This window comes from Mucilaginibacter lappiensis, from assembly GCF_050433765.1.
Lineage (GTDB): Bacteria > Bacteroidota > Bacteroidia > Sphingobacteriales > Sphingobacteriaceae > Mucilaginibacter > Mucilaginibacter lappiensis_A.
In genome coordinates, this window is record NZ_JBNPWP010000003.1 from 632,904 (window position 1) to 652,673 (window position 19,770).

Annotated in this window: 16 protein-coding genes; 11 read left to right on the forward strand and 5 right to left on the reverse strand. The window is 40.3% G+C overall.

Annotated features, from left to right (window positions below):
- Positions 1–55 precede the first annotated feature (55 nt).
- Positions 56–703, forward strand: a complete 648-nt coding sequence (locus M2273_RS12630) for a response regulator (protein WP_429397278.1) — start codon at positions 56–58, stop codon at positions 701–703.
- A gap of 101 nt (positions 704–804) precedes the next feature.
- Here the strand turns inward: M2273_RS12630 and M2273_RS12635 are convergent, their stop codons facing one another.
- Complete coding sequence (locus tag M2273_RS12635) at positions 805–1,542, reverse strand: carbonic anhydrase family protein (protein ID WP_429397280.1); 738 nt, start codon at positions 1,540–1,542, stop codon at positions 805–807.
- A gap of 366 nt (positions 1,543–1,908) precedes the next feature.
- Here M2273_RS12635 and M2273_RS12640 point away from each other — a divergent pair, with 366 nt between their 5' ends.
- Together M2273_RS12640 and M2273_RS12645 are read left to right on the forward strand one after the other, a co-directional pair.
- Positions 1,909–2,382, forward strand: coding sequence for a Dps family protein (locus tag M2273_RS12640; protein ID WP_429397282.1), 474 nt, complete (start codon positions 1,909–1,911; stop codon positions 2,380–2,382).
- Between the two features lie 152 nt (positions 2,383–2,534).
- Positions 2,535–4,142, forward strand: a complete 1,608-nt coding sequence (locus M2273_RS12645; protein WP_429397284.1) for a Na+/H+ antiporter — start codon at positions 2,535–2,537, stop codon at positions 4,140–4,142.
- A gap of 21 nt (positions 4,143–4,163) precedes the next feature.
- On the opposite strand, the gene M2273_RS12650 is transcribed toward M2273_RS12645, so the two are convergent.
- Positions 4,164–5,015 carry a 3-keto-disaccharide hydrolase gene (locus M2273_RS12650; RefSeq protein WP_429397286.1) on the reverse strand — a complete coding sequence of 284 codons (852 nt, stop codon included), beginning with the start codon at positions 5,013–5,015 and terminating at the stop codon, positions 4,164–4,166.
- Positions 5,016–5,180: 165 nt separating this feature from the next.
- Between M2273_RS12650 and M2273_RS12655 the strand changes: the two genes are divergently transcribed.
- From M2273_RS12655 to M2273_RS12690, 8 genes are all read left to right on the forward strand, one after another.
- Positions 5,181–6,416, forward strand: coding sequence for an acyltransferase family protein (locus M2273_RS12655; RefSeq protein WP_429397288.1), 1,236 nt, complete (start codon positions 5,181–5,183; stop codon positions 6,414–6,416).
- Between the two features lie 343 nt (positions 6,417–6,759).
- On the forward strand, positions 6,760–7,347 hold the full coding sequence (locus tag M2273_RS12660; RefSeq protein ID WP_429397290.1) for an RNA polymerase sigma-70 factor: 588 nt from the start codon (positions 6,760–6,762) through the stop codon (positions 7,345–7,347).
- A gap of 60 nt (positions 7,348–7,407) precedes the next feature.
- Positions 7,408–8,481: a FecR family protein gene (locus M2273_RS12665; protein WP_429397292.1), complete on the forward strand. Its 1,074-nt coding sequence runs from the start codon at positions 7,408–7,410 to the stop codon at positions 8,479–8,481.
- Positions 8,482–8,702: 221 nt separating this feature from the next.
- Positions 8,703–12,041 (forward strand): SusC/RagA family TonB-linked outer membrane protein, encoded by a 3,339-nt coding sequence (locus M2273_RS12670; RefSeq protein WP_429397294.1) that lies wholly within the window; start codon positions 8,703–8,705, stop codon positions 12,039–12,041.
- Between the two features lie 11 nt (positions 12,042–12,052).
- Positions 12,053–13,501 (forward strand): RagB/SusD family nutrient uptake outer membrane protein, encoded by a 1,449-nt coding sequence (locus M2273_RS12675; RefSeq protein WP_429397296.1) that lies wholly within the window; start codon positions 12,053–12,055, stop codon positions 13,499–13,501.
- A 27-nt stretch (positions 13,502–13,528) separates the two neighbouring features.
- On the forward strand, positions 13,529–14,221 hold the full coding sequence (locus M2273_RS12680; RefSeq protein WP_429397298.1) for a fasciclin domain-containing protein: 693 nt from the start codon (positions 13,529–13,531) through the stop codon (positions 14,219–14,221).
- Positions 14,222–14,300: 79 nt separating this feature from the next.
- Positions 14,301–15,992, forward strand: a complete 1,692-nt coding sequence (locus M2273_RS12685) for a glycoside hydrolase family 28 protein (protein ID WP_429397300.1) — start codon at positions 14,301–14,303, stop codon at positions 15,990–15,992.
- A gap of 24 nt (positions 15,993–16,016) precedes the next feature.
- Entirely contained in the window at positions 16,017–16,547 is a 531-nt protein-coding gene (locus M2273_RS12690; RefSeq protein WP_429397302.1) for a hypothetical protein, read from the forward strand.
- Between the two features lie 283 nt (positions 16,548–16,830).
- Here the strand turns inward: M2273_RS12690 and M2273_RS12695 are convergent, their stop codons facing one another.
- Genes M2273_RS12695 through M2273_RS12705 form a run of 3 tightly spaced genes read right to left on the reverse strand, consistent with a single transcriptional unit; the run spans position 16,831 to position 19,758 of the window.
- Positions 16,831–17,475: a bifunctional 4-hydroxy-2-oxoglutarate aldolase/2-dehydro-3-deoxy-phosphogluconate aldolase gene (locus tag M2273_RS12695; protein WP_429397304.1), complete on the reverse strand. Its 645-nt coding sequence runs from the start codon at positions 17,473–17,475 to the stop codon at positions 16,831–16,833.
- Position 17,476: 1 nt separating this feature from the next.
- The gene (locus tag M2273_RS12700) at positions 17,477–18,463 is read right to left on the reverse strand and encodes a 2-dehydro-3-deoxygalactonokinase (protein WP_429397306.1); all 987 of its coding nucleotides are present in this window, start codon (positions 18,461–18,463) and stop codon (positions 17,477–17,479) included.
- The gene (locus M2273_RS12705) at positions 18,460–19,758 is read right to left on the reverse strand and encodes an MFS transporter (protein WP_429397308.1); all 1,299 of its coding nucleotides are present in this window, start codon (positions 19,756–19,758) and stop codon (positions 18,460–18,462) included. The genes M2273_RS12700 and M2273_RS12705 overlap by 4 nt, the downstream gene beginning before the upstream one ends.
- Between the last annotated feature and the right edge of the window lie 12 nt (positions 19,759–19,770).

Here is a 19,770-nt window from a genome sequence, read left to right on the forward strand (position 1 = left end):
AACCTCTTTACATTATGAAATTATCACCATTTAATCATTATAAAAACCAACGAAAATGAGTATCCGAATAACCATATTTGACGATAATAAAAACATACGTAACAGTATTATCCTGTTATTAAACACCGATCCGGCATTTGAAGTAGTTGGTACGTTTAGCGATGCACAACACTGTGTGGAAAATGTATTGACCTCAAGACCTGATGTAGTTTTGATGGATATTGAAATGCCCGGAGTTAATGGTATTGAAGCTGTTAGGCTTTTAACCAGGGAATTTCCGCACATCCAAATTCTGATACAAACCGTGTTTGAAGACGACGAGCGTGTTTTTGATTCCATATGTGCAGGTGCATCTGGTTATATCTTAAAAAATCAGATCAACAGTTCATTAATTGATGCTATTAAAGAACTGCAAACAGGCGGTTCACCCATGAGCCCTTCTATTGCCCGCAGGGTACTAAACATATTGCAACAGGGTTATCAGACCAAACGTCAGCCGGCAACAGAAGAGTATAACCTTACCGCCCGCGAAAAAGAAGTACTGACTGCTATTGTAAATGGCCTGAGCTATAAAATGATAGGGTACGAATTAAATATCAGTTATGAAACCGTACGGAGCCATATCAAAAAGATTTATGAAAAATTACATGTGGCTTCTCTTACAGAAGTTGTTGCAAAAGCTATTAATCAACATATAGTTTAAACTTCATTACTACAATGAAGCAAAAAGTTATTGGAATGCCCTTATTATTTGCGTATGTTAAATGGGAAGGGCATTTGGACTATAACAGGTTTTGCAGTAATTTAATTTCCCGGATTAATAAAGGTAATCCTGCCGGAGTCAAGGTTGTAAATACCCCCTAAAATTTTAATGGCATTCTTTTGTTCCAGGTTCTTAAGTAATTTACTGTTATCAAGAATCTTTTTTATGGTTAGCTGTATGTTTTTTATAGCAACAGCATGTACCAGCCAATCATTTTTTGATGTTTTTTTTCCTGATATTTTTACGCTGTCTACGGCGGGTTCAATTTCGGCCATCAAAGGCGTTAAGTTACCGGTCTTTACGCCGTCAATGGCTGCTTTTATGGCGCCACAATGTTCATGGCCCAACACCATGATAACCTTCACACCTGAAACTCTGCAGGCATATTCCAGGCTCCCTAAAATATCCACATCTGCTACATTACCGGCAACACGGGTAACAAACAGATCGCCTATACCTTTATCAAATACTTCTTCAACAGGCACCCTTGAATCGGCACATGATAGTATAGCCGCCATCGGATATTGACCGGAAGCAGTTAAATGAATTCTTAAACTATCATTTTTGAGTGTAAGCTTATTCTTGTAAAAATGCTCATTGCCATTTTTGAGTATTTTAATTACAGAATCGGCTGTGAGCAGCTTTTGCTCCTCCGGGGTCATCACTTTATCATTAATCGTTGGGGAGCTGTTTTTCGGCTTAACCAAACTTGGGTTATTGCATGAAAACAAAACAAAAAATGAAATTGTATAAAAGGAAAGGTGGTTAATTTTTGACATAAACAAGGTGTTAATAATGCTTACCCAAAGAAAATGCATTGGATAATAATATTATCTCACCAAAAGCGGTGAAAAATTATACAGTTTAGGGGAGAACAGCGATTGATATTTATTGTATCAGCAGAATGAAATGATAGGTAAATTAAGCTTTAATTTAGTACGTTTAAGGCAATTTATGACGGGGAGGGTGCTTACAGTCTCGCAACTACTTTTCATTTAACAGCTCTTATAAAGAGTTAAAGGGATTTAGTGGCCGGTTAAAAGGTTTTATTAGACGACTTTACAATCGAATTAGTAGAAAAATTACCAATGAAGTAATAACACTTTTAATCAACTATAAATTTAAAACTTATTAATTTTAATACAATGGAACCAAGAATTGGAATTACACCAGAAAATCTTTCAAAAGTTGCACATGCTTTAAACGTAGTTTTAGCAGATGAGTTTTTACTTTATACCAAAACCAGGAATGCGCATTGGAATGTAGAAGGGGCAGATTTTCACAGTAAACATTTATTTTTTGAATCACAGTATGAACAACTGGATGAGATTATGGATAGTGTGGCCGAACGCATCCGTTCGTTGGGGCACTATTCTCCGGCTACGCTTAAAGCTTTTCTGGAGTTAACCCATATCTCGGAGCGCTTGCATGAGCATAATGATGGAACAGGTTTTATAGCTGAGCTATTAAGTGATCATGAGAGCCTGATCATTCATTTGAGAGAGAACATCAGCTATTTTGCAGACGAATTGAAAGATCTTGGTACCAGCGATTATGTTACAGGATTAATGGAAACGCACGAAAAAATGGCATGGATGCTCAGGTCACATTTAAAATAACCAGGCTTCTTAAAACAACAAAAAAGGCCACGAATTTCGCGGCCTTTTTTGTTGTTTTAAGATCAGCGGCTACCTTAATTTTTTCTTTCGCAAACGAAAAGGCGGTTAAATGTTTAAAAATCTTATCTTGGATACTATAAATAATGGCGTTTATGCAAGAAAACCTGCTGCTTTGTTTAGGCCTTATCATGAGTGCATCGTTTCTGGTACTTATTGCCAGGAAGCTGTCGATCGCTTATCCTATATTCCTTGTAATAGCCGGGCTGGCCTTGGGTTTTATCCCGGGGATTCCTGGTATTCACATTGATCCGAACCTGGTGTTCCTTATCATTCTTCCGCCTGTTTTATTTGATGCAGCACAAAACACATCATGGAAAGCTTTATGGAAATGGCGGCGTATGGTAAGCGTAATGGCTTTGGGTTATGTGCTGCTTACTTCAACCGTTGTTGCCTTTGCTTCCAGCTGGCTTATACCTGGCTTTACACTATCACAAGGTTTTTTGTTGGGCGCTATTATCTCTCCTCCTGATGCTGCAGCGGCTACGGCAGTACTGCAATACGTCCGGTTACCCAAAGCGCTCGTATCTATTCTTGAAGGCGAAAGCCTCCTTAATGATGCAACAAGCTTAACAGTTTTCCGTTTTGCACTTGCCGCAATCATTACCAATAATTTTGTGTGGTATAACGCTGTAGGTAATTTTGTTCTCGTTTCCCTTTCCGGAATCGCGATTGGGCTATTTTTTGGCCTGGTGTTTTATGCCTTATATAAGTGGCTGCCAACCACGTCCAATCTTGATATAGCCCTTTCGTTTGTATTGCCCTATCTGATCTACCTAACTGCAGAACGTGTCCACTCCTCTGGTGTGCTGGCAGTAGTTAGTGGTGGCTTATTTATTTCTTATCAAAATCATTTTATTTTCTCCCATCGCAGCCGGCTTAAATTCAATGCCGTATGGTCGCCCATTATTTTTATACTTAACGCGGTCATATTTTTTCTGATTGGATTACAGCTTCCGGATATTATGGGAGGTATAAAAAACATGCCGCTTTCCCGTGCTTTGGAAATCGCTTTAATTGTCTCTTTTCTCATCATCGCGACCAGATTGCTGGCCGGATATTTTTCTTCCATTTTTACTACCTTCATCAGCCGTTATATTACGGTGGCTGTAAGTCGTCCTGGCTGGAGAAACCCAATGATCGTTAGTTGGGCAGGTATGCGTGGGGTAGTATCCCTGGCATCTGCGCTTGCGATTCCGCTTATGCTTCCCGGCGGACAGCCTTTTCCCTTCCGCGACCTTATCTTATTTATTACTTTTATAGTTATCATTGTAACCCTTGTAGGACAAGGCCTTGCCCTGCCGTGGATAATCAGAATTTTAAAACCTGAACGCCTTCCCGGTGGGAAGCAGGATGATCAGCAGTTATTAGAGATAGAACAGCACTTATCCGCTGCTGCACTTACCGAACTTAATTCAAAGTATTCAAAGGAGCTGAAGGAAAACGACATGCTCAAAAATAGAATGGAACTGCTGGCCTATAAGGTTGACATTTACAAGAGCCTTGGTGATGATCAGGAAAAAAAGACTAAAGCTTTGTCCATGATCAAACATTTCAAAAAGATCATGATGCAGGTAACTGAACATGAAAGGAAACAACTTCGTGTTTTCCGTCACAGGGAGGAATTCGATGATGACATTATCCGTCTTGTTGAAAAACGGCTGGATCTGGAGGAGGAAAGGCTGGAGGACGATATTGAATAACCTTTATATACGATTCGCAGGCTATCGGCTTACCAGGTCCGCAGGTAAACGTTCAATTGGCTGAATCTGAATATGCTTAAAATATACCTCTGAGCCTTCAGATTGTATTTGAATTTTTCCCCTTGTTAACGGGATGATCTTACCATTTTCCAGTTGCCTGTTATGGTACAGTATCATTACTACTTTGCCATTAACAACATGTATACTGGTATCACCATGCGTATATAGGTCTAAGGTGTTCCATTGGCCGGTTTGATTTTCGCCATCGCCCTGTTTAATGCAATGCCTGCCTTGTTTACTTTGCTGACTAAATTCAGTAAGTGTTCCCTGTGCACTGTAAACATAGGCTGTTGTATCAGATTTTTTAATTGCAGGAATATCTGCCATTCCTCCCGCGCAACCCCAATAGTCACCACAGTTACCTTCTTCAATCTGAAACTCCTGCGAACGCATCCATGCACCATAATCAGCACCATACTTGCCTACAGAATTGTACAAAAGGCCGCTATCTTTATGTTTGCCCTTTTTTTGTCCCCACGAAAGAGCACCCCACTTAAACTGTAATTGGAGATGATAGTTCTCGTATTCATTTTTGGTAATTATGGCACCCCAGTTTTCGCCCGAAATACGAATAACATGCTCCCCATCTTCTTTCGATACCGTAAAAACGTGTCTTGGATCGTTGTTTAAGCCTATAGGTTTATCGGTAATGGGTTTGCCACTGTTATCAAGATCGGGCCCGATATAGGTATCCCAGCCTGTTAGGTCCCTGCCGTTAAACAGCTGTTTCCATTGACCCTTTTTTGTGCTTGTAGTAAAGCCCAAAATTACCGCGCAAAGAAGGAGTGGCAGAATAAATTTAGCAGATTTCATATCGGGAAGGTTGATTAATGATAAATAGGTTATAACAAGGACAATGTAAATAATTATTTTTAATGATTAAATACCATTACCCACTATCTAATTAGATAGTACAATTTATATAACAAAATTCATTACCGGAAACGCGGGAACGCATATATGATTTGATCTTTAAATATGGAAAACTCATCAGTATCTACTAAACATGCGGTTTCAGGCGAAATTATAAATCCAGCGATGCCTGTTCGCAGAATAGCTTCGGTTGATGTATATCGTGGTTTTGTAATGTTACTAATGATGGCCGAAGTACTTGCCTTCCCAAGAGTAGCAAGAGCGTTTCCTGAGAGTACTTTTTGGCAAATTTTATCATTTAATCAAAGCCATGTGCCATGGACATGGTTTGGGTTGCATGACTTAATTCAGCCGTCTTTTACATTTTTAGTTGGAGTTGTATTACCATTTTCTATTGAAAGTAGAAAAAACAAAGGGGCAACACATGTAAGTTTATTACAACATACAATTAAGCGGGCGCTCATTTTAATCTTTCTTGGTATATTTTTACGCTCTATACACGCTAAGCAAACATATTTTACTTTTGAAGATACCCTTACCCAAATCGGTTTAGGTTATACCTTTCTGGTAATTTTAGGATTTTATTCGCAAAGAGTTCAGATTATTGCCTTAATTGTGATTTCGGTAGGTTATTGGTTAGCTTTTGCACTTTATCCACTTCCCGGGGCAACATTTGATTATGCGTCGGCAGGAGTTACGGCTAACTGGGAGCATAATCTTCAAGGCTTTGCTGCGCATTGGAATAAAAATAAAAATCTTGCCTGGGCTTTTGACCGTTGGTTTTTGAATCTATTTCCCCGCGAAAGTACTTTTCTTAACAATGAGGGCGGATATTGTACGCTAAGCTTTATTCCAACCTTAGGTACAATGATTTTGGGTCTGTTTGCTGGTAACAAATTAAATTCTTCGTCGGTTCCTGCCGAAAAAATCAAATTTTTCATAATTACGGGAGTTGGTTTAATTCTGTTTGGGGTTTTATTGCATATAACTGGCATAAACCCTATAATAAAACGTATCTGGACACCTGCATGGATGGTTTTTAGCGGAGGAACTTGCTTTTTGCTGCTTACTTTCTTTTATTGGGTTGTTGATGTGGCAGGCAAAAAAAGTTGGTCGTTTTTTTTAATGATTATAGGTGCAAATTCAATTGTAGCTTATTGTATGTCTGATGGAGGAGTTAGGGAATTTATTAGCGAATCACTTTTAATTCATTTAGGGCATAATTATGGTCAAATATTCGGACTTGAATATACTACGCTGGTTACCGGCGGGTTGGTATTGTTTTTTGAATGGCTGATTTTATATTGGATGTACAAGAAAAAGATATTTATAAAAATCTAAAATCAATGTTAACAATAGTGACCAAATAAAATTATTTCTTTCGCGAATTTGCAACAAGCCTACAGTCCCATATCTCTCAGATAGCGGCGACAACCCACAGAAAAAGCATTAAAACAGTACAGAGATATCGCGGTCTCTTGATTCGCAGATCCAAAACATAAGCAATGTGGATTGGCCCAAAATGATTATTTTTTCCGACAAGGGCAATTGCACAAATTGTAAAAACAAGTTAGTAATAAGACATTATAGGTTAATTCTGCCTTGTTTTTCTCACCTAAATTTATGGTAACTAATTATAAGCATTTCTCCACTATAAATGCGCGTACCATAACCTAATTACAAGATGTTAAATATTGACATTAAAGACCTGTTGCTAAAAATTGCACATGATAATGATCTGGTATCCTTTAAAAAGATTTATTTTTTATACTATGAAAGGTTGTTAAAATTAGCCTGCTCTTTTGTGAAATCAACAGAGGTGAGCGAAGAGATAGTGGACGATGTATTTGTGAAAATATGGTCGAACCGGGCCAAATTAACGGGGGTGAACAATTTAACGGTTTATTTATATGTAGCTGTTAAAAATAAAGCCGTCAATTATAATTTGGCCAGTCGTATAACTTGTGTTGATATAGAATCAGTTAGTTTTGAACTTAAGGATGTTAATGGTTCTGTTGAGGACATATTGATCACAGATGAGCTTGCAAAAATTATTAATTACACTATACAACGATTGCCTGAAGAATGCAAAATAGTGTTTAAGCTTGTTAAAGAAGATGGCCTGAAATACAGAAAGGTAGCAGAAATATTAAATATCTCTGTTAAAACCGTTGAATACCATATGAACAACGCGCTCAAAACAATTGCTGCGGCAATTTCTGCCTCACCAGACCGCCATAAAAAAACAATAAAAAAAGCGTCCTCAAATTAATTTCATTTTTTCACTGGGGTGTTTTCATTTTTTCCTGTCCTTGTTACTGAAGCAAACAAAATGGATCAGGACACTATTTGGACACTTGTTGGAAAAAAACTTAATAATGAGGCTACTCCCGAAGAGCTTCGTCAGTTACATCAGTTGCTCAAGCAGCCCTGGGCCGATGTTTATTCCATACAAATATTAGAAGCCATGTGGCGGCAAAACCCCAATCAGCCACCCCGTTTTATTCCATATAAACTTCAGCAAAAATGGGACAAACTCGAAAGCAAGCTCGAAACTGATGACACCCGGACCGATACTTTTCAAGACCCGGCGAACGAGGCGGACCCACCTGTTAAAAGTATGAGGCAAAGATTCATCCCCGCACTCACAGCAGCGGCGTGTTTGGTCTTGGGCTTGTTGTCTATTATCTATTGGAAAAATCACGCTGGTAATTATAATGTTAAAACCTACCAAATTACAGCCGCACGAGGAAATATCAGCAAGATCATATTGCCTGATGGTACTAAGGTTTGGCTTAATGCCGGCAGCGAAATTTTTTATAAAACAAATTATGGCAATAAATGCAGGGAGATACGCTTAACCGGCGAAGCATTTTTTGATGTTGTGAAAGATGCTGAACATCCATTTATTGTAAATACCGCTACCATGCGTATAAAAGTGTTGGGTACGGCTTTTAATGTCCGCTCTTATGCAAACGATAACGTTTCTGAAACATCGTTGATCAGGGGAAGGATAGAATTAACTACAGCTTCGAACCCCCATCACCGGATCATATTAAAGCCGTCTGAAAAATTAACCATCCCCAACAAAAAAGGATCACATCACAATAAAAATGAGGCGTTCATGACCTTAAGTGCCCTGCATACAACAAAAAACGACTCTTTGCCATCAGAAGCGCAATGGCTTGAAAATAAACTGGTATTTGATAATGAATATTTTGATGAAGTCGCAAAAAAAATGGAAAGGTGGTATGCTGTTTCCATATCATTTAAAAATGCACAGTTAAAAGAGAAAAGATTTAGCGGAAAATTTGAAAAAGAGTCATTAAACACTGCCCTTGAAGCACTTAAGGCAACCAGCAGTTTTAACTTTTTTATGGATAACGGAAAGGTAATTATTTACTAACCAATAATGTTTAACCTAAAAATATGCGTATGATAAAATTTGACCCATAAAGCCCTTAAACCAAAAAGCGGAGAATGTTGTCGCATTCCCCGCAGTAATTGGTACCACAACTACGAGTCTTCTTAAACCAATAATTAAAGTAACCTAAATACTAAATTATGAAAAAAAATGCTTGCCGCATAAGTAATATGCGGTTGCGATCCCTATTAAAAATATTACTCATGACAAAGTGTACCTTAATCCTGATAATTATATCTTCATTTCAGGTATTTTCAAAAGGCTATGCACAGGATAAAATTAATATTAATCTCCATGGTGTTTCTATAAAAAAGGCGCTTACAGAAATTGAAAAAACAAGCAATTTCAGGTTTGTTTATAACGATGATGCTTTAAATGAAAAGCATGTTGGTAATGTGGCTCTGAATAATGTCTCGATAAACGAGGCTATGGGCATATTGCTGACCAAAACAGGCCTTACCTATAAGCTGAATGGCAACAACCTTGTTCTGATCACTACCGCGATGCCTGTTGTACCCATTACCGGGCGGGTAACGGATGATAAAGGCTTGCCGTTACCCGGCGTAAGTATAAGAGTAAAGGGGGCACAAACAGGCGTTATTACTGATCCAGACGGAAAATTCACCATCAATGTGCCGGATAACTATGCTGTGTTGACATTCTCGTTTATCGGGTATGTTTCAACCGAAGTAACAGTTGGCGACCGCAAAATCATCAACGTAACGCTCAAAGAATCAGCCACCGACCTAAACGAGGTAGTGGTAACCGGCTATGGTCAATCTGTAGTAAAGCGCGATTTAACCGGGGCTATATCAACCGTTACCGCCAAACAGATCGAAGAACGCCATCCCATCAACCTGATTGATGCTTTACAATCGCAGGCATCAGGTGTGCTGGTAGTAAATGATTCTGGCGAACCAGGCGCAACAGGCTCTATCCAAATACGCGGAGGATCTACCTTTTCAAGCGCGGGTAACTCGCCTTTGTTTGTAATTGATGGTATTTTAAGCCAAAGCGCGGATAATGTGAACCCTAATGATATCCAATCTATTGAGGTATTAAAAGATGCCGCGTCGGCAGCTATATATGGCTCACAGGCTGCTAATGGTGTTATATTAATTACCACTAAACGGGGTCAAGCTGGTAAACCACTTGTTAATGCGCAGTATGCCCGCATTTTTGGTGTAATGGCTCATAAATTGGAGCAGCCAAATTCAAAAGATCTGCGTGTTGAAAGAAATTTATACAATGGTAACAGCCCTGATAAGCCAACCACCACAAACGACTCATTAAATGTGGTTTTTAACTCAGATAATGATAACCAGAGTGTAATTACACAATTGGCCAAGAAGGATATTCTTGATTTTGGTGTTAGCGGCGGCGAAAAAAGTGTACAATACTACTCAAGCATAAGGTATATTAATGATGAGGGATTGATAATTAACAGCTATTCAAAAACACTGCAGGCTCGTTTTAACCTGGATTATCAGGTGTCGCCACGGTTTAAATACAGTAACCGTTTATCCTTTGGGTATAATACCAACAATAATATTAACGAGGGTAACACCATTAACCAGGCATTTCAACGGCCGTCAAATTTGGCTTTATATTATCCCGATGGCAGCTTAACGGGCTACATTAGTGGCCGCCGTAACCAGTTATCGGTAGCTTTGCTGGAGGTTAACGTTACCAATACGTATACCGGTGATTTGTTTAACCAGATTGAGTATACCATTAATAAAGACCTGCGTTTAACCAATAACTTTGATTTTGGTTTATCAACACCGCACAATGTTTTCTTTGACCCCAAGTTACTGAGCAGCGCCAACCCTACGGTTAATGCAGGGAGAGAAAGTTTTGCTGTTAACACCAACTGGGCCTACCAGGGATTTTTAAATTATAATAAAACATTAGGCCAAAATCATTCCATATCTGCTGTAGCAGGGGTAAGTGCCGAGAAAACGCAGAACAACAGTTTTAAAATAGCCGGCTCAAACTCTGCCAACGAAACTATATACACTTCAAATGTGTATGGAATTATTGATCAAACCAATACTGGTACCGATGCCGGATCAACCAGCCGCGAATCATTTTATGCCCGTGCAGGTTACAATTATAAAAGCCGGTATATATTCAGCCTGGTTTATCGCAGGGACGGATCATCAAAGTTTGGTTCATCCAACCAGTTCGGTAATTTTTATGGCTCATCCGCCGCATGGCGTTTCTCAGACGAATCATTCATGGGCTGGTCAAAAAGTTTCCTGGGCGATGCCAAGCTGAGGGTAAATTATGGACAGGTGGGTAACGACCGGATCCCGGCCAACTCCAATTTGTTGATCTATACCTTTGGATCGTCCTTTTACAATGCGGTAAATGGGGTAGTTTTAAGCAACCAGTTCGGAAACTCGCAATTAAAGTGGGAAAGCAATATTCAGAAAGGCCTGGGGTTAGATCTGCAATTCTTTAATTCGCGCCTGAATATAACCGCCGATTATTATCAAAAAGTAACTAAAAACCTGCTTTATCAGCGCAATATTCCTGTTGAGTCTGGCTTTACCACGGTATATGTAAATGTGGGCGATGTTACCAATAAGGGATTGGAGTTTTCTGTGAACGCGACACCAGTTGTCAGTAAAAAATTCACCTGGAATATTAATGCCACCTTATCTGTTGAGCGCAACAAAATCAAGAGCCTTTACAATCATCAACCATTTTTGGCCACCTCAGGAGGCGCTACTTATCTGGTTCAAGAAGGCGGAAAGATCGGCGATTTTTATGGATACAAAGGATTGGGTGTTTACCAGTATGATGCCTCAAACGCCTATGATGGTAATTGGAACAGGTTAACACCGGTGGGCGTTTCTGCCGATGGTAAAACCGCATCAGGCTATGTACTTAACGGGAGCACCTATACCGGCACTGTGCACCATATGTATGCAGGTGGCGCTTTACTGTTAGGCGGCGATATGATATTTGACAATGTTAAAAAAGACAGTGTAATAGATGCTAATGACAGGCAGATATTAGGTAATGCCCAGCCATCATTTTATGGCGCTATCATAAACACGTTTACTTATAAACAATTTAGTTTATCGTTTACACTTAATACCCTTTGGGGCGGCGAGGCCTATGATAGTCCAAGGCAAACACTGAATAACCTGGCAACATCGGGCATTGTTGCCGATAATAACACCACTTATAATTCATGGAAAAAACAAGGGGATATTACCAATATACCCTATATGGGCCGCAAAAACTCAACCGCGAATTTTCCGGGCACACAAACCAGGTTCCTGGAAAACACCTCGTTCATCAGGCTTAGTTATGCCAAGTTTACCTATAACCTGCCGCCAAATATAGCCTCGCGCATTAAACTGAAAAATATTGGGGCGTATGTGTATGGAGCAAACCTGCTCACCTGGACAAACTATTCCTGGTATGACCCTGAATTTTCTTCAAGCTCGGCCTTAACGCCGGGTAATGATAATGGCCGTTATCCGCGCAGGCGCGAATGTGGTTTTGGAATAAATGTTAATTTCTAATGAATTTAGTCATGAAAAAAATATTAAACATTGCTTTTTTGATGCTCTCCATTTCATTGTTTAGCTGTAAAAAGCTGCTGAACCAGCCTCCTAAAAGTCAGTTAGCGAGCAGTGAGTTTTGGAAAACATCTGATGATGCCAAGGCAGGTATTGCCGGGATATATGATGGTATTCAGGATATGTTTAGCAGTCAGTATATTTATTGGGGCGATGGCCGGAGCGATAATCTTACGTTTCACCCTACCTATAATGATGCACTGCCCCTGGCACTAAACGTATTAACGCCTACCACTAATGGTGCCGATTGGACGCTGATATATGCTACGATAAGCAGGGCTAATTTTGCCATAAAATATATTCCTACCATTGATGGTATTGATCCTGTTTTGTCAAAGGACCTGCAGGCCCAGGCTTTGGGAATACGGGCATATTGTTATTTCTGGCTGATAAGGCTTTGGGGAAATGTACCTGTATGGACAGAACCTTATGAAAATTTGAGTACTGATCCTTATAAGGGTGTAACACCAGCCACCGATATTGTGAAAAATGTTATTCTGCCTGATCTGCTTAAGGCTTATGACTTGTCTGACCATACGGCGGCGGTTGTATGGAATTTGAACTCAGGCGGCATTGCAGCTATGTTAATGGATGTTTATATGTATAACCATGATTATACCAACGCCCTGGTATGGTGCGATAATCTGTTCAAATTAAACCGTTATAGTTTGGAATCTACCACCAACTGGAAGAACAATTTTATCGCCCCTACAGGTACCAAAGAGAACATCTGGAGTTTAAACTGGGATTTTACGGTTGATGGCGGCAATAAAACCTCACAGGAGATCGGCGCAGGCGATACCAACAGCGATTTTGCCGTTGACCCGCCCTTGTGGACATACTATACCACAACAACCGCCGATATCCGGGGCCCGCAAAGCATTGATTTTAAAGTAAATAATCACGATAAAATATTAAAGTATTACGCGCCTAACCTGGATAAGAACGGAAACCAGGTTTATCCTACCTCGCCGCAGGCAAATCTGTATTTTCCACTCTATCGCCTGGCTGATATTTACCTGTTACGAGCCGAGGCTTTAAACCGAACCGGCGACCTGACCAACGCGTTGCTCTACTTAAATATGGTACATACCCGGGCAGGCTTGCCAGCCTACCAGGCAAGCGATTTTGCCAATGCGGATGCTATGCTTTATGGCAGCCCTGTTAATACCAACGGGATTTTACGCGAAAGGCAACTGGAGTTGTTCTGCGAAGCTAAACGCTGGTTTGATTTGCAGAGAAATAATATCATCATCAGTACAATGGACCCAGCGATTAAGACTAGACAAACGTTAAAAGGGTTTCCGCCTACGGGTTTTGGTGATCCAAGAAAAATATTTTGGCCCATCGATCAGGACGTGTTAAACGCCAACACCAAACTCACTCAAAATCCACCTTATTAATCCAATATCATTTTAAAACAATATCAAATGAAAAAGATAAAACAAGCAGGTTTATGGTTTGCTTTTGCAGGCTTTTTAATAAGCATGGCCGGTTGTAATGTGGCTGGATTAAAATTACAGGAAAACGCTGACTATCATCCCTATGTGCTTGATCCGCATATTAATAAAACCACCTGGCAATATATTAAGGACCGTAGTTACAACTATGCAGGTAAGGATACCATTTTTAAACTGATGCGGCAGGCTATTGAATACTCAGGGATAGATACCAATCTGTATATTAAAACCAATTGCACATTTATACTATTACATAACGATGCCATTTTCAGAACAACCGTGGTGAATAAAGTGCCTACTATTACTGCTGATTGTTACTGGGGGAAATACCTGGTAAATGGGGTGCCGGGTACAAAGTGGAGTGATTACCCTAAAGAGCAGGTAAAAAACTACCTGTTGTATTTAATTGTACAGGGCGCATACTCATTTAATAATTTAACACCCAGCAATGCGGTTGCCACTACGCTTGAGCCATTAAATTATGATCCGTTAAATCCCACCTCGGTGATGACGCTGCGTGTTAATGACGATCAGAATTTTACCATGCGGCTAAATGATTTCTCAAATTCTGTAGGCTACATAAGTGTACGGACAAGTAATATTTTGGCCATAAACGGGGCAATACAGGTAATTGACAGGGTGCTTTTTTATCAAACTAAATAATACTGATCTTAATTAACCCCGGTCGCGATGGGTTTCCCATCGCGGCTGGTTATGTAAACAAATTGAAATTAAAGAACTGATGATAAATCCAGACAATAAAGCAGTATCCCGCCGTAATTGGCTGGGGGCAATGGGTAAAGTTTCCTTGGGTACAGGCTTAATGGCCTTTACATCAAATACATTTGGTTCTGAGCGTTCAACTTTTGCCAAGACAACAGGTAACGATATAGGCGCGCGTATTTATAATATCCGTGATTTTGGAGCAAAAGGCGACGGCAAAACACTGGATACTGTTGCGGTACAATCAGCAATTGATGCCTGTAATAAAGAGCAGGGTGGTACAGTACTGGTACCGGCAGGTGTATTTGTTATTGGAACCGTTGAACTAAAAAGTAATGTTACGTTGCACATAGCCACACAAGGGAAATTGTTAGGCAGCGCAGATGGTAAACAATATCATGCCAGTGATGCCATTCCCCTTGACAGTGGATGGACAATGGGGGATGGGAATGTGGGGTTGATATTTGCTGCCAATGCCGATAATATTACCATTGAAGGTAATGGTATCATTGACGGGCAGGGCGCGCAATTCCGTAGTGAAACTAAGGGTGTATTACCACCGGCTGGTATCACAGGCAATCACCGTCCGTACCATTTACTTTTTTATCAATGTAAAAATATAATAGTACGTGATATTTCGCTCATTAACAGTGCTTATCATTCTGTACGGGTTTGTATGTGCTCTTACGTAAAACTGGAAGGGCTGTATATCCGCGGTAAAGTAATACACAATAACGATGGCTTTCATTTTATTGGCAGTACTTATATGCACGTTAGTAACTGCGATGTACAATGTCAGGATGACGCCTGCGCCTTATTTGGCAGCTGCAAATTTGTTACCGTATCTGATTGTTCATTTAGCACGCGATGGTCAGTGTTCCGTTTTGGAGGGGGCGAGGCCGAAAATATTGCCGTTTCCAATTGTCTTATATATGAAACCTATGGCTGCCCAATAAAAATGCGCTGCTCGCCAGGATCAAGGTTTGAAAATATTTCATTTTCAAACCTGGTGATGAGGGATGTGACTGGCCCCATTTCCATAGGGCTGGGTAATGTACAGTCATCAAGCGAGAACGGAAAAATAGCTACTCCGGGAATTATCCGAAATATTTCCTTTAATAATATTCATGCCACAGTGGTAAAACCGGTTCCGCTTCGCGATTCGGAGTTTTCCAGCAAGTATAACCCGGGCGAGATATTTTCATGTGTTGTACTGAATGGTGTGGATAAGGGTTTTTTAGAGAACATTTCTTTTAATGATGTACATATTACTTTTCCGGGTGGTGGTACAGCAGAGCAGGCGGCGGTGAGAGATGTTCCTAAAATTGCGGGAGAATATTACCAGATCGGTATTCCGCCCGCTTATGGAATATATGCCCGGAATGTGCGTGGATTAACGCTTCACAATGTTCGGTTAACCATGGCCAGTCCGGATATGCGCCCTGCGCTGATCCTTGATAATGTAGAAGACGCTACCGTGAATGGTTTAAGCGCACAGGGACAAAAAAGCGCCGAATCTTTATTACGTTTCATCAACACGCGCGATGTTTTAATAAGCGCCCTGCGTGTACTAACACCAGTGGCAAACGTGCTCCAGGTAGAAGGTAAGGAAAGCCTTAATATTAAAATAGATGGCGGCGATCTTTCAAAAGCCGATAAGCCTTCCGTGTTTGCTGCCGGGGCTGATGCACAGGCAGTACGGTTAAATTAGGTGCACGTTAAATTAAAATCTGTCATGAGCTTTAAAAGATTAACATATTTAATTACAGTATTGCTATTTACGGGTAGCAGGTTACCGGCCCAGATTGTTTTAAAGGCCGAAGGTAAAAGTGATGTGTACAAACATATATCAAGTGTATTAGGTGGTGACGCTTGTGAAGTACCCGACTGTGCGCACCCGGTTAAACACATTACAGAAGCGTTTGATAAGCAATTGAACGAATATGTATTTGTTTTTCATAGTCATGCTAAGGAAGACAACGACCGGTGCAGAAACTATGACAGGGAACGGGTGGAGATCAAAACCTATGGACCGTCAAACGCTAAATTGAAAGGGGAGCAGGGCGAAACTGTTGTATACCAATGGAAGTTTAAAATAGATAGTGGTTTTAAGGCGCAACCAACTTTTACCCACATTCATCAAATAAAAGCGGGTGACGGGGATGCAGGCGCGCCCATTATACTTTTACACCCCGGTTTGGTGAACCTGATAAATTTGAAGTTATCCATACCGGGTCAGCAAAGGAAACTTCGCAGGGAGTTTTAACAAGTGTTGATCTGGCCGGTTTTAAAGGTACATGGGTAGCAGTAACCGAAAAACTACATTATGACAGCAAGGGGACTTATAGCGTTGAAATTAAACGTATAACAGATGGCAAAATATTGCTCACTTATACCAGTAACAACATTGATCTGTGGCGAAAGGGTACCTCATTTTGCAGACCAAAGTGGGGAGTTTACCGGAGTTTAAAAAGCCCGGCATATATCAGGGACGAAGATGTATGCTTTGCTGATATCTCCATTCAGGAGCAATAATGTTATTATGGTAGTTATTTTAAATGATTGACATAAGTTTCTTTAAAAAGCGTAAATACTTTTTTGAGGGCTGTCCAATCATTATTATGAATAATATCTGCCGGAAAAAGATGAATACCCAAGCCAACCCCTTTAGCCCCTGCTGATAAATAAGAGGTGAAATTGTGTAACCCTATTCCGCCGGTTGGCAAAAGTTTAACATAATTTAAGGGAGCCAATACTTCTTTGATATATCCGGGGCCTAATGTAGTAGCGGGAAATACTTTTACCATAGTTGCTCCCAAATGCCAGGCCTTGTATATTTCTGATGGGGTATAGGCCCCGGGGAAAATGGGGATCTTTTCGTTGACACATGTTTTTATTACCTCTTCATTTATGATGGGGGTAACGATAAACCGGGCATTGGCTTTCAGTGCCATTTCCAGATCATGCATGCTGCAAACCGTACCGGCACCAATATTTAGGCGCCCGGCATAGGCTTTTGTAAGCATAGCTATGTTTTCTGTCGCACCTGCGGAGTTCATGGTGATTTCCATGCAGGTTAATCCCGATTGAAAATAGTTTTCTGCAATTATCGCGGTATGCTCAGCGGGTAAACCCCTCATGATGCCTATTATAGGGGCTTCCTCAAAAAGCTCCATGGAAAATGTATTATTCATCTTAGCTGCTAATTTGACTGTAAATTTTATAATGTGCCCTAACTACCGCTTCATCAACCCATTGCGGCGAATAAGTTTTGATCTTTTTTGAAAGCCCTAATTGTTCCAAAGCAATGCGATAGTATTTTTCTAATCCAGAGCCGCACAATAAATGAATTGTTTCCGAATCCAATGCTATCAGGTCTTTCAATTCGCTTCCTATTAATAACCCGCTTAGGTAGGTGAAATTTTGTTTTTTAGTATAAACGTTAAACAGGTTATTTGTTCGCACTTTAAATACAGCATGAAGCGGGTTTGAATTAACCGCATCAGAAACGCCCTGTTTAAAGCTTTCCAAATATTCCGGATCCTGTATATCATCCTCCTTTTCTACAGAATTAGTAAGGATGCTTTTTTGCGATAAAAGCTCAAAAAAATCGCCGGTCATATAGGTTTTAAAACTGGTGACCTTATTGCCGTTAACATGGATATGCTTGGAATGCGTACCGGGGAATATAAATACCTCGTCATTAATTATACCTCCGGTAACATCAATACAGCCTATTAACTGAGTTTCTTCCCCGCGCATAACATCATCAGTGCTTTTTACACCCGAAATTATACTTATATCATGATCAAAACCCTCCTGAGTTGGTAAATGCTTTATGTTAAGATCCGGGCCTGTTAAGGCGAAAGGTAATTCGCTGTAGGGTAACTCCATAAAACCTATGGATGAGGAAGCCATGCCCGAAATGAATAACCTTACGCCACTTAGCGATATGTTTAACCTTGCCTCGATGTTATTAATATGCAGCTGCAAAATATTAAGATAAAACGCCATGCGTAAGTTGTTTTCATCCGCCGAACTTGTTGTATTCCATAGCGTAAAAGTTTTTGCTATTCCCTGAGCTGAGCTTTCTCCAGCTATTACATGGCCATTTTTGCCATCAACAAGATTTAATCTTAAAGCGCTTGTTCCCCAGTCGCAGCTTAAAAACATGTCCGTCATGATGAAATTACTAAAGTGTTAACCTGCTTAACGCTACCTACTAAAAATATATAAGACAGTGCCCCTAAAAATGCCAGTGAACCAATAAATAACAATGCCGATTGAAAATTGCCGTCGCCAGCCAGCAAACCGATAAGCAACGGAATAACAATGGATGATAAACCACCTATGAAATTAAAAACCCCGCCGGTAACACCAATTAAATTTGGTGGCGCCAATGCCGAAACGAACACCCAGGTAATGGAAGCCAGTCCGTTACCAAAAAAAGCAACCGACATACAAAGTATGATCAATGGGGTACTATGAACATAATTTGCACCGATGATAACTGTAGATAAGAGCAGACCAGCAATAATCGGCGTTTTGCGGGATATACCAAATGAATATCCTTTTTTTATAAGGTGATCAGAAAAAAAACCAGCCAGCAACACACCCGCAAATGCAGCCAGAAAGGGTATGGATGTTAAGAACCCTGTTTTTAAAAAATTCAGCCCCCGGTATTTAATGAGATAAGTAGGGAACCAGGTTAAAAAGAACCACAGGGTGGAGGTTACCGCAAACTGACCTAAATAAATCCCCCATAATTTACGGTACATAAATACCTGTTTAAATGAAGCCCAATTTAAATCAGGCTTAATTACCGATGCTTTTATGTCGGCAATACCATCGCTTATATAATCAAGCTCGGCCTGGTTAACCTTAGGATGTTCTGTAGGTTCACGATAAAAATAATACCAGATTATACCCCAAATGACTCCAACGGAACCGGTAATGATAAAAAGCCCGCGCCAGCCAAAATACTGCTGAACAATGGCCAGTAATGGTGTTAAAAAAGCAAGACCAATAAACTGTCCGCTGGTATAAAAAGCGATGGCAGATGCTTTTTCATGATTGGGGAACCAGCTGGTAACAATACGGTTATTGATAGGATAGGAGGGCGCTTCAAATACCCCAATCGCCAACCGCAGACCAAGCAAGGCTGTAAATCCTTTTATAAAGCCCTGGCAGAGCGTAACTACCGACCATGATATCAATGCAATGGTGTATAATAGGCGCGGGCCAAACTTATCTATCAGTATGCCACCAGGAATTTGTGAGGCAACATACGTCCAACCGAAAGCGGAAAAAACAAGACCCAACTGAAATGTGCTTAGGCTTAATTCCTTACTTATCGCTGCCGCCGCCACCGCAATATTGGTCCTATCCATATAGTTGATCACCACATTGATGAACAGGAAAGCTAAAATTTGAAATCTTACGCGGGTTGGTTTATTCAGGTAGTTGGCCTTATACATTTTGCTTTATAC

Coding starts and splice junctions, on each gene's coding strand:
- M2273_RS12630 (WP_429397278.1), top strand. CDS start 56: ATGAGTATCCGAATAACCATATTTGACGATAATAAAAACATACGTAAC.
- M2273_RS12635 (WP_429397280.1), bottom strand. CDS start 1,542: ATGTCAAAAATTAACCACCTTTCCTTTTATACAATTTCATTTTTTGTT.
- M2273_RS12640 (WP_429397282.1), top strand. CDS start 1,909: ATGGAACCAAGAATTGGAATTACACCAGAAAATCTTTCAAAAGTTGCA.
- M2273_RS12645 (WP_429397284.1), top strand. CDS start 2,535: ATGCAAGAAAACCTGCTGCTTTGTTTAGGCCTTATCATGAGTGCATCG.
- M2273_RS12650 (WP_429397286.1), bottom strand. CDS start 5,015: ATGAAATCTGCTAAATTTATTCTGCCACTCCTTCTTTGCGCGGTAATT.
- M2273_RS12655 (WP_429397288.1), top strand. CDS start 5,181: ATGGAAAACTCATCAGTATCTACTAAACATGCGGTTTCAGGCGAAATT.
- M2273_RS12660 (WP_429397290.1), top strand. CDS start 6,760: ATGTTAAATATTGACATTAAAGACCTGTTGCTAAAAATTGCACATGAT.
- M2273_RS12665 (WP_429397292.1), top strand. CDS start 7,408: ATGGATCAGGACACTATTTGGACACTTGTTGGAAAAAAACTTAATAAT.
- M2273_RS12670 (WP_429397294.1), top strand. CDS start 8,703: ATGACAAAGTGTACCTTAATCCTGATAATTATATCTTCATTTCAGGTA.
- M2273_RS12675 (WP_429397296.1), top strand. CDS start 12,053: ATGAAAAAAATATTAAACATTGCTTTTTTGATGCTCTCCATTTCATTG.
- M2273_RS12680 (WP_429397298.1), top strand. CDS start 13,529: ATGAAAAAGATAAAACAAGCAGGTTTATGGTTTGCTTTTGCAGGCTTT.
- M2273_RS12685 (WP_429397300.1), top strand. CDS start 14,301: ATGATAAATCCAGACAATAAAGCAGTATCCCGCCGTAATTGGCTGGGG.
- M2273_RS12690 (WP_429397302.1), top strand. CDS start 16,017: ATGAGCTTTAAAAGATTAACATATTTAATTACAGTATTGCTATTTACG.
- M2273_RS12695 (WP_429397304.1), bottom strand. CDS start 17,475: ATGAATAATACATTTTCCATGGAGCTTTTTGAGGAAGCCCCTATAATA.
- M2273_RS12700 (WP_429397306.1), bottom strand. CDS start 18,463: ATGACGGACATGTTTTTAAGCTGCGACTGGGGAACAAGCGCTTTAAGA.
- M2273_RS12705 (WP_429397308.1), bottom strand. CDS start 19,758: ATGTATAAGGCCAACTACCTGAATAAACCAACCCGCGTAAGATTTCAA.